At 64.9% G+C, this 8,595-nt stretch carries 9 protein-coding genes; 6 read left to right on the forward strand and 3 right to left on the reverse strand.

Translation table 11 applies throughout. The features are described 5' to 3' along the window. Window positions 1-1,508 (reverse strand): ParB/RepB/Spo0J family partition protein (locus AWC08_RS17975; RefSeq protein ID WP_085088035.1); only part of this gene is annotated, 1,508 nt, incomplete at its 3' end. Window positions 1,509-1,717: 209 nt separating this feature from the next. Here AWC08_RS17975 and AWC08_RS17980 point away from each other — a divergent pair. The 4 genes from AWC08_RS17980 to AWC08_RS17990 all read left to right on the forward strand — a co-directional run bounded on the left by AWC08_RS17980 (window position 1,718) and on the right by AWC08_RS17990 (window position 4,018). Then, a complete protein-coding gene (locus tag AWC08_RS17980) occupies window positions 1,718-1,954 on the forward strand; it encodes a helix-turn-helix domain-containing protein (RefSeq protein ID WP_085088038.1) in 237 nt (78 codons plus the stop codon). Between the two features lie 107 nt (window positions 1,955-2,061). Further along, entirely contained in the window at window positions 2,062-2,298 is a 237-nt protein-coding gene (locus tag AWC08_RS36585; RefSeq protein ID WP_159460004.1) for an antitoxin VbhA family protein, read from the forward strand. Further along, the gene (locus tag AWC08_RS17985) at window positions 2,273-2,941 is read left to right on the forward strand and encodes a Fic/DOC family protein (RefSeq protein ID WP_159460005.1); all 669 of its coding nucleotides are present in this window, start codon (window positions 2,273-2,275) and stop codon (window positions 2,939-2,941) included. The genes AWC08_RS36585 and AWC08_RS17985 overlap by 26 nt, the downstream gene beginning before the upstream one ends. 363 nt (window positions 2,942-3,304) lie before the next feature. Continuing rightward, window positions 3,305-4,018, forward strand: coding sequence for a hypothetical protein (locus AWC08_RS17990; RefSeq protein ID WP_085088043.1), 714 nt, complete (start codon window positions 3,305-3,307; stop codon window positions 4,016-4,018). A gap of 531 nt (window positions 4,019-4,549) precedes the next feature. On the opposite strand, the gene AWC08_RS17995 is transcribed toward AWC08_RS17990, so the two are convergent. Next, window positions 4,550-5,725: a coiled-coil domain-containing protein gene (locus tag AWC08_RS17995; RefSeq protein ID WP_244906510.1), complete on the reverse strand. Its 1,176-nt coding sequence runs from the start codon at window positions 5,723-5,725 to the stop codon at window positions 4,550-4,552. 420 nt (window positions 5,726-6,145) lie between these two features. Here AWC08_RS17995 and AWC08_RS18000 point away from each other — a divergent pair, with 420 nt between their 5' ends. Further along, the gene (locus AWC08_RS18000) at window positions 6,146-6,730 is read left to right on the forward strand and encodes a nucleotidyltransferase domain-containing protein (RefSeq protein WP_085088045.1); all 585 of its coding nucleotides are present in this window, start codon (window positions 6,146-6,148) and stop codon (window positions 6,728-6,730) included. Then, the gene (locus AWC08_RS18005) at window positions 6,727-7,188 is read left to right on the forward strand and encodes a hypothetical protein (RefSeq protein ID WP_085088048.1); all 462 of its coding nucleotides are present in this window, start codon (window positions 6,727-6,729) and stop codon (window positions 7,186-7,188) included. Before AWC08_RS18000 ends, AWC08_RS18005 begins: the two co-directional genes overlap by 4 nt. A 143-nt stretch (window positions 7,189-7,331) precedes the next feature. Here AWC08_RS18005 and AWC08_RS18010 read toward each other — a convergent pair whose 3' ends face one another. Beyond that, window positions 7,332-8,516 carry a hypothetical protein gene (locus AWC08_RS18010; protein ID WP_085088050.1) on the reverse strand — a complete coding sequence of 395 codons (1,185 nt, stop codon included), beginning with the start codon at window positions 8,514-8,516 and terminating at the stop codon, window positions 7,332-7,334. Between the last annotated feature and the right edge of the window lie 79 nt (window positions 8,517-8,595).

The raw sequence follows: 8,595 nt of genomic DNA on the forward strand, positions 1-8,595 counted from the left end.
TACCGGCATCCCTGACGCTGACTGATCCGAAGGGGTAACACGTCCGAACAATGAACAGATCCAGATACGCCACATAATTCGGCTTCCAGCGCACCCAGGACCAGGCCCAGGGTGATCACGCTGGCGCGGGAGTCCGCAGCGGGGGGCAGTGCCGCGATGGTGTCGGCAACGGTGTCGGAGTCTTTCAGGGCGAGCAGTTCGGCGGCGGTCGAGGCGGAGTAGGACCCGATGAGCAGGCTGGGGTGGGTGGCCAGCTGCGCGGCGACGAACAGCGCCGCCCCCTGTGGTGGTGTCTTGCGGGCCAGCAGGTGGTTTTTGACCCACGCCCGGCGGACCTCGATGGCGGCGTGGCCGAGTTTGTTCAGGGCCACGACTTTGCGCTTGTCGCGCAGTTCGGCTTCGCGACGCTGCTCGGCGCCGGTGTCGCCGGTCGCGGGGTTTGCGCCTGGCCGGGAGCGCTGATAGTACTGCGAGCGCGTCAGCAGCCCGGCGGCGTCGATGTCCAGGCAGAAGAACTCGGGCTCGAAAGCGGTGCGCTGGACGATGAATCGCGGATGCACATAGCCCTCTTCGGGTGCGGCGTCGTGGTCGGCGGCGTCGATGTCCCAGTCGATGTCGCCTTCGTCGACCTCCTCGCCGGTGCGGCTGTCCTCATAGAGCTCGACCTCGTCCAGCCATACTGCCCACAGCTGCGGATCATGCTCGGTCACCGCATCCGAAACTGTGTTGCCCTGACCGTCGCACAAGCGGTCCCACCGGGTGGCCATCAGCTCGTCATTCCAGCTCGGGCGCTCGGTTAGCAGCCGATACCCTTTGTCGCGCAACGGCGCTGCTGCGTTCTCGCGGGCTTGCGCCGAGGCGGCTTTCTGGCGCAGTTCGGCCACCCGGTGCTCGAAGTCGCCGGCACTGCCCGCCTCGGTCAGGTACTGCACCGCCTCAGGGTCGGTGTCGAAATCAGCCAGGACCGCGGCTTGGGCGATACTGAGCTGGGCGTGTGAGAGCGCCGACATCGCCTGCTCGGAGCGCGTCGCCGTGGCGGCGGCTTCGACCAGTGCCTTGGGCACGGTCAGCGATTTGGCTACCTTCGCCGGGGTCAGGCCTTCGAGCAGCAATTGCTGAATACCCTTGGCGCGTTGGGTTTCAGTCAACGGCGCCCGGTGATCGTTGACCACGATTTGTTCGGTGATGCGTGCCACGGTGCGCGCCTGTTCGGTGGTGGCCAGATCCATGGTGACATAGACCGGCACCGTAGCCAGGCCCGCTTCCCGCGCGGCCAGCAACCGGCGCTGCCCGTCGCGCACCGTCACCTCACCCTCAGGACTGCGAACTGCGGTCAGGGGGGAGAGCACCCCGTAATTTCTGATGCTGGTCACCAGCTCGGCGTAGCCCTGGCTGGTGGGCGCGTCCTCGCGCACGTTGGGCTCCAGGACCAACGTGTGCGGGTCGAGATGCTCCACAGTGCCCGGCGACGTTGTCGTGGTGTTCGGTGTCGAGGCGGTGGCGGTCATAAAATGGATCCTCTCCGGTAATGATGACTACTATAGTAGTCATTCTAGCGGAGCGCACGCCTGTCGTCTTCCTGCTCGGCGGATCAGGCCGACACTTGTGGATAGTCGAAAGATCCTGTGGATAAACATGATTCAGGTGGCCCCCGAAGAGGGGGTGACAGGGCACTGACCGGTGGAGGCCGCACGCGCCGTGGCTTATAGTAGGCAACATGGATGCCCCAGACGAAAGAAGCCAGCAGCGCCTCGTTGCGCTGGGAGCAGCCATCACCGCGCTGCGCGAAGCGGCCGGGGAGACCAAAAGCGCGACGGCGCTGGCCACCGGGCTCAACCGCTGGTTTCTCACCGGAGTAGAAGCCGGACAACGCAACATCTCGATTGCACGGCTCTTCGACATCGCCGATCACTTCGGCGTCACGCCGGCGGCACTACTCAAAGACGTGACTTGAGATGGCTTTCCGCACGCCCACCCGGGTATGGGCGCTGCCCGGACACGAGCCCCACCGGGACCGTCTTCTTGATGCGTCGTGTCAGGACGCCCCGGTAGAATGAAAGTGTGAGTAACGGCAGTCGAGTAAGCGGAGCGGCAGGGCGCTGGCCGGAGTTGTTCGTGGGCCTAAGTGCTGAGAAGCGCCGCACTGTCAACAACGCGATCGCCAGTAACGTGCTCGAAGGGTGGGAGCCGAGCCGCGCCGACGTCGAGGCCGTTATCGAGGTCGCAACGGGCCGAGCCTGCGCCGAGGACTTCATGGCGAACCTGCCTCACGGTGAAGAAGTCCGTGGACTGGGCTGACTACTTCTGGCCCGGCACGACGGTTTTGCGCAACAAGCGCGGCATCACCGATGCTGAGGTGCTACGCGAGGTCGAATACAAGGCAGTCGCCATACGCACCGCCACACTTGACACAGCTCCCATCACCAAAACCTATGACGCCGAACACCTTCGAGCGTTACACGGTTGGCTATTCCAAGACCTCTACGTCTGGGCGGGCCACTACCGTGAGGTACCGCTGTCGAAATTCACCGAATTTGCTGCCCCGGAACGGATTAGCGAGTGCCTCCAACACGCCGCCGACCTGATCGCGGCCACCAACTGGCAAGACATTACCGCAGCACATTTAGCAGCAACGATGGCCGAGGTGTACGGATGGATCAACTACGCCCACCCGTTCCGCGAAGGTAATGGGCGTTCTGGACGTGCGTTTCTGGACGCGGTAGCCGACCGGGCGGGCCGGTGGTTGGACTATGGTGCCGTCGACCCTCAAGTGTGGAACCAGCGCTCAGCGTTCTCGATGCCTGATTTGGATCAAGATCGGCCACAACACCATTGGCTGACACCAGTGTTCACGGCGATCACCCGCAGTCTTGATGTCCGCCGGCTTGCACCTCCGGAGAGGATGCCCCAGCGTGACACGGGCTATGACGCGGGGCTTTAATGCAAGCCGGTCCGCGCCTGAATCACCAAGGATGCATCGTCGCGTTGCGGCTTGGATCGGCGTTGTTCCGGTCTAGGCTGCTCTCATGTCTGAGACGCACCACGCGGCCGGCGAACAGGCCCAGTCTCGGCGTCCCGCTGTTGCTGCTGCTGAGTCGTTTCGCACCTGCACGCGACCTACCGCACATGGCGCCCACGATGAGCTGGATGAAACGCGTCCCGCGTCGAAATCGAGAAGTGAGGGCGACGGCGCATCGATCATTTTCGTCGACCCGGATCGAGCGCCGCGCCCTCCGTGCCGACCAAGCTCAACGCCCAGGTTGCCGATCGATAGACCAGGAAAGAGAAGGGTGGACAGCAGACCATGGGGGCCGCCATTACCGACTTGACCACGTTCATCCGGCAACGCCGCGCTGACGTCACGAAAGACGCCGCCCCCGAGGCAGCGCTCGTCGAGTTCGGCGCTGCACGAATGCACTTCGAGACCACCGACGGCCGTCGGCTATCGGGCTGTCGAGAATGGCGCGGAAGCGTACGAATGTCAGCCCTCGGCCACCGCGGCGCCCCCGATGTTGAAGCCGCAGTAGTGCAATTCCTAATTCTGCGCGCCGGATACGAAAACCCCGCCAAGGTCCTGCCCCAGTTCGGCGATCGCGCCGCCGCATTCGTTGAATTATTCGACGATCAGTGGCTTGATCCAGCGTTGGACGAAAGCGAGGATTTCGCCGCAGGCATGCCACTCAGCACTGTACTGATCGTGCTCGGGGCGACCGTAGATAGCGGCCTTCCGCCGGAGTCACGGCTGCGCGCATGGGCCGTGGCCGAAACCGTCCACACCATGTTGCCGACCACCGCCGGTCTTGTCCTGATGCCGGCGCTGCCCTCGGCCACCGCCCCTCGGCACAAGCTTGTCTCCACCGATCAGATCGACCCCGACTGGGTCCGCATCGGGTGCGCCTCGGTGCCCGGACATGCGCGGTTCTACGGTCGAGCCACCGCGTTCGTTTACCTGGAGGAGGCACGCGATGCCTTGGCTGGCGTGCGCGACGAACCGATCCGAATCTCCCTGCCCGACTAAGATTTTCGATTCCGCTTGCAAGGTGTTTCAGTCTTGCTGCGGCAGCATAAAAGCTACGCTACAACGGTATTGGCAAGAAACCTGTGTCGTGCGTGGAGCCGTGAATTAACTTCCCTCTTGCGCCGGTTATGCGGCCCGCAACATCAATCGGGCCCGGCAAGCTTCGGGCCAATTCCGTTCGCGGCCAGCGCCAGTCTTTCGATACGAATTGAGTAGGCGGCAGAGCGAGCTATTCGTCAGGGGGGGGAAAGTAGCGCGGTTCTGCGTCGGGAGTCGCGTCCGCCGGCCGGGGGAGTCGGGAGTCTTCCTAGGGTCGACGGACACGACCTGTGAATTTCACACCACCGTTCACGGCAGTACAGGCTTAAGACTTGGTGTCGGGTCGGCCTTGTCGTTATGTCAGCTCACCCGCTAACAACATTCATGAGGCCGTTACCTACGTGGTGAGCTGAGCAAGGTGTGTTCGCGTCCCCGTGCGGCTACCGGGCTAGCGCGACGCAGCGCGGCTCGGCTGGAATTGAAAGTCGCGCATCAGGTTTCGCTATCCGGCCGGGATCTGCGGGGGGCGCGGGCTCTCGGGGCTGGTTGGCGTTGCAGCGCTTGCAGGGCCTGGTTCAGCGCGTCGGCGCGCTGATCGGCGCTGAGCTGGATTTGGACGATCTGCGCGTCGTGCGCGGCCCGCAGGGCTTCGCGCTCAGCGCCCATGTCGGCCCGTGTCTGCTCGAGCTCGCGGCGGACGGTCTCAGCGGTCTCGTGGGCGAACTGCGCGGCTTGCTCCGCGGCGCTCGTCGCGGCTCGCGCTGCGGCAAGCTCCAGCCGGATCGATGCAAGCTGTTCTTGGGCCTGCTGACGTGCGCCCTCGGCGGCGTCGAGTTTGGCCTGCAGCTGCGCACGGTCGTCTTCGGCCTGGCGACGGCCGGCGTCCACATCGGTGCGCAACTGCCCGCTGATCGCGATCTCCCTATTCAGGGCGTCCTCAGCCGCGGCCTTGGCCGCAACCGCCGCGGCGGTGTCGAGCTTGGCGGCCTCGGCCTCGTCCCTGGCCTGTTCGACGGCGCGATCGCGATCGGCCAGCTCCTCGGCATGCTGACGTCGGGCGGTGTCGAGTTGGGTACGCACCGCGGCGACGGTAGCCTCGGCGTCCTCGCGCACGCCCGCCAGTTCGGCAGCCAACTCCTGTGCGACCCGCTCGGTCTCTGCTACCGAATCCTCGGCCACCGCCTCGGCCTCCTGGCGCTCCCGCCGGGCCACCTCAGCGCGCTCCTCAGCCAAGCGCGCTGAGCGTTCGGCCGCGGAGGCGCGCCGTTCCGCTTCGGCCACCTTGGTCAACGCGTCGCGGTGGGCGTCTTCCACTTCGACGCCGGCGGCCTCCATGTCGCTGGCCTCGCGGATGGTGGCGATCGCGGTGTCGAGGAAGTCACGGAACTCGGTGAGCTTGCCGGGGAAATCAGACAGCCGCTGCTCCAACGTCGCCCGTGCCATCGACACCGGCGCCGCTACCGACTGCTCGGTAGCGGCCGCGGTCGCCACCTGTCCCGCGTGCCGGGCCCGCCACGCGTTGACCCGATTGTGCACCGGTGCGCCCTTGGCATCCGCCTGCTCGCAGTACAACGACGGCCGCCCGGTCGCCGAATCGGGCCGCGACGGCCGCGAACACCCCGGGTACCGGCACGGCTGCTGCTCGACTGCGCCAACGTCTTCGCTCATAGCCGCAATGGTACCTTACGTTTCGATACACGCAACGAAACGCAACGTAACACAACGCTACGTAACGCAACGAAAAGGCGATACCGGCGCGATCGGCGGGCCCGGGCCGGCCGAACAACTTCCCGTGAGAGGCCGCAGCTCGTTGTCCAGTTGAATTCGGTCAACTCGCTTGTGGGGGACCCGGCCCCCCGGCCGGGTCGGTCATCTGGTTGTCAGCTGATCGGTCACTTCGTTGTCAGTGCGGGGGCCATTAGGTTGCCTGGGGGTAGTGGGGCAGCCAACGTTGCCCAGCGCCTTACCCCGGCCGGTTGGAGAACCCTCGGCCGGGCCCCTTAACTGCTGCGGTCGGGGGGTGGTGGCATGGATCAGAACGCAAACTGACCTGTGATTTTGTGTAACTCGTAAGGTATATTGCAAGGTATGAGAACTTCGGCCTTGTTGCCGATCCTGCGGTCACAGCTGCAGGGTGGGCTTCTGGCGCAGTTGTATCTGCACCCGGAAAGCGAATACAGCCTGAGCGAGGTGGCCAAGTACGTTGGGGCGAGCGTTACCGCGGTGCACCACGAGGTTGAACGCTTGGTTGCCGCAGGGCTCGTTGACGAGCGGCGGTACGGCAATATGCGACTGATTAGGGCCGCCCAGAGTCGGCTGACGCGGCCGTTGACCGAACTGCTGGCCTTGACTTACGGGCCGATCGCGGTGCTACCCGACGAACTCGCCGCGGTCCCAGGGATCCGGCAGGCGTACCTATTTGGTTCGTGGGCGCGCCGCTACGGCGGTGAGCCTGGACCACCGCCCGGCGACGTCGACGTCCTCGTCGTGGGAAACGCAGACCTCGATGACCTGGATGAGGCGGCCCGGCGGGTGGAGAAGATCCTGCAGCTTCCCGTGCACATCGTCCGGATCCTGCCTCAGCGGTGGGACAGCCCGGCCTGGGATGACACATTCGTCGCCGATGTGCGCAGCAAACCGAAAGTGCTTATCGCAGTGCGGGATACCGAATGAGGTGGGATCAGGGACGCGAGGTGGTCGAGGCGTTGATCGCCGAGAAGCGCATCGACCAGGTGCATCCGAGTCGAAACGCTGCCGATCGGCTACTCGATGAAGCTCGCGCGCACCTGAGGTCGGCGGCGCAGATCGCAGACTCCGACGCCGTCGGTGCGTATGCGTTGGTGTATGACGCCGCGCGCAAGGCGTTGGCGGCGGTACTGGAAAACGAGGGGTTGCGGGCCACCAGCCGCGGTGGCCATATCGCGGTGTTTGAGGCAGTCCGCGCCCAGCTGGATCCGCCGCTAGGCGGCACTTTGGTGCCTTTTGATCGAATGCGGCGCCGCCGCAACGCGATCGAGTACAGCCCCGAAGGATCGGTTGTCGCCGATGATGTTCGCGAGGATGCCGTCAAGGTGCAGGCGATCGTGGACACCGCGGCACAGGTCCTCGATCAGATGAGCCCGTACCGATAAGGACACGTTGAAATTCTGAACAACTACGTCCGCATGCCCACTGTGACAGACCGGCTACGCCGGATGCGCCGCTGCGCCCTCGCAGGCCGAACAACCGCGTGTACAGCGGGCTGGCCGCTGGCCAGCCCGTGGGTGGGCATCGGTCAGGGTGGCGGGCTGCACGGGTGCTGCTCGGCGGGCCGCAGGTGGTAGCGCGGGTCCAAGGCGCCGGTGTCGTAGTAGGTGTCGAAGACGCCGATGGCTTCCTCGGCAGCGAATAATTCGCTTTCCCAGACCATTTCGGTGCTGTAGGGCAGCTGGATCGTGTTCCGGGCGGCGCCACCACCCGGGGCGTCGTGTCCGATAACGTAGCGTGTTGATCCTTCCCCGGGCGGGTCGTTGGGTGTGCAGATCTCCAGTGTCATCGCGTCTGCGCGCCCGGCCGCCTGCAGATAGCGCAACGGCCCGGAATCAGGCAGCGGCGTCAAGATCAGGCCCCACAGGCTGGTACCGGTGAAATCGCGCAACCGTGCGAACACGCGGCGGTCGCGGGCAAAGCCGCGGGCGAGTTCGAAGTCGCGGCGGTACCCGTCACTCTCGGCCAGTATCTGCAGGCGGTGAGTCGGGGTGCGGCAGGCCAGATAGTGTCTCGCGGCGTGGGTGGGTTTGCACGACAGCGCTAGGTGCTGAAACACCCCGTCGGAGTAACCGCTATCGAGGATGGGACCAGAAAAGGGCCCGGTATCACCTGCAGCGATTTGCGCATCAGCAAGCGCGGCCGCCTCGCCGGGGCGACCGGCGGCGATCAAAGCAAGGATCTGACGCAACTGGTGGCGGGGGCGTGGGTGTACAGATTCCGCGATGAGATCGCCGAGTGCGATCAGGTAATCCGACACCCTCGGATAGCGATCAATGAACTGCGCTGTGACGGAGTCGAACTGATCGATGAGTGCGCGCAGTCCGCCATCAGGGTCGCCCGTATGGCCAGCAGCGATGACGCCCTCGCCGATCGACAACGGATCCGCGGTGAACCCGCCTCGGACTTTGAGGTTAAGTCGGGCGCGCTCACCCCCCAGGTCAGCGCGGGGCAAAAACGCCGCCCACAAGATGTCGTCAAGCACCAGGGGTTTGATCCCGGCGCGCCAGCGCAGCTCAGACTGCGCGTCCTCGCTGCTGCGTTCGCGCCAGACGCTGAGCTGGGCCAGATAGATACCCTGGACTCGGTAGGCAATGTCGGCGACGAACCGCAACCCGGAATCTCGGCTAACCCGCTTGAACTGCGCGGCCCACGGCTCGTTGACTGTGCCCGACCCCCTGCGTGCCAGGGTGAGTTGAGTCCAGTGGTTCATAACAAACCGGCCTGATGCAGGGCGAGATACGGATCAACACGCCATGAGCAGTTCGATGATGACGTCGGTGCATGACAAT

This window comes from Mycobacterium gordonae (genome assembly GCF_002101675.1).
In the GTDB taxonomy this organism is placed as follows: Bacteria; Actinomycetota; Actinomycetes; order Mycobacteriales; family Mycobacteriaceae; genus Mycobacterium; species Mycobacterium gordonae.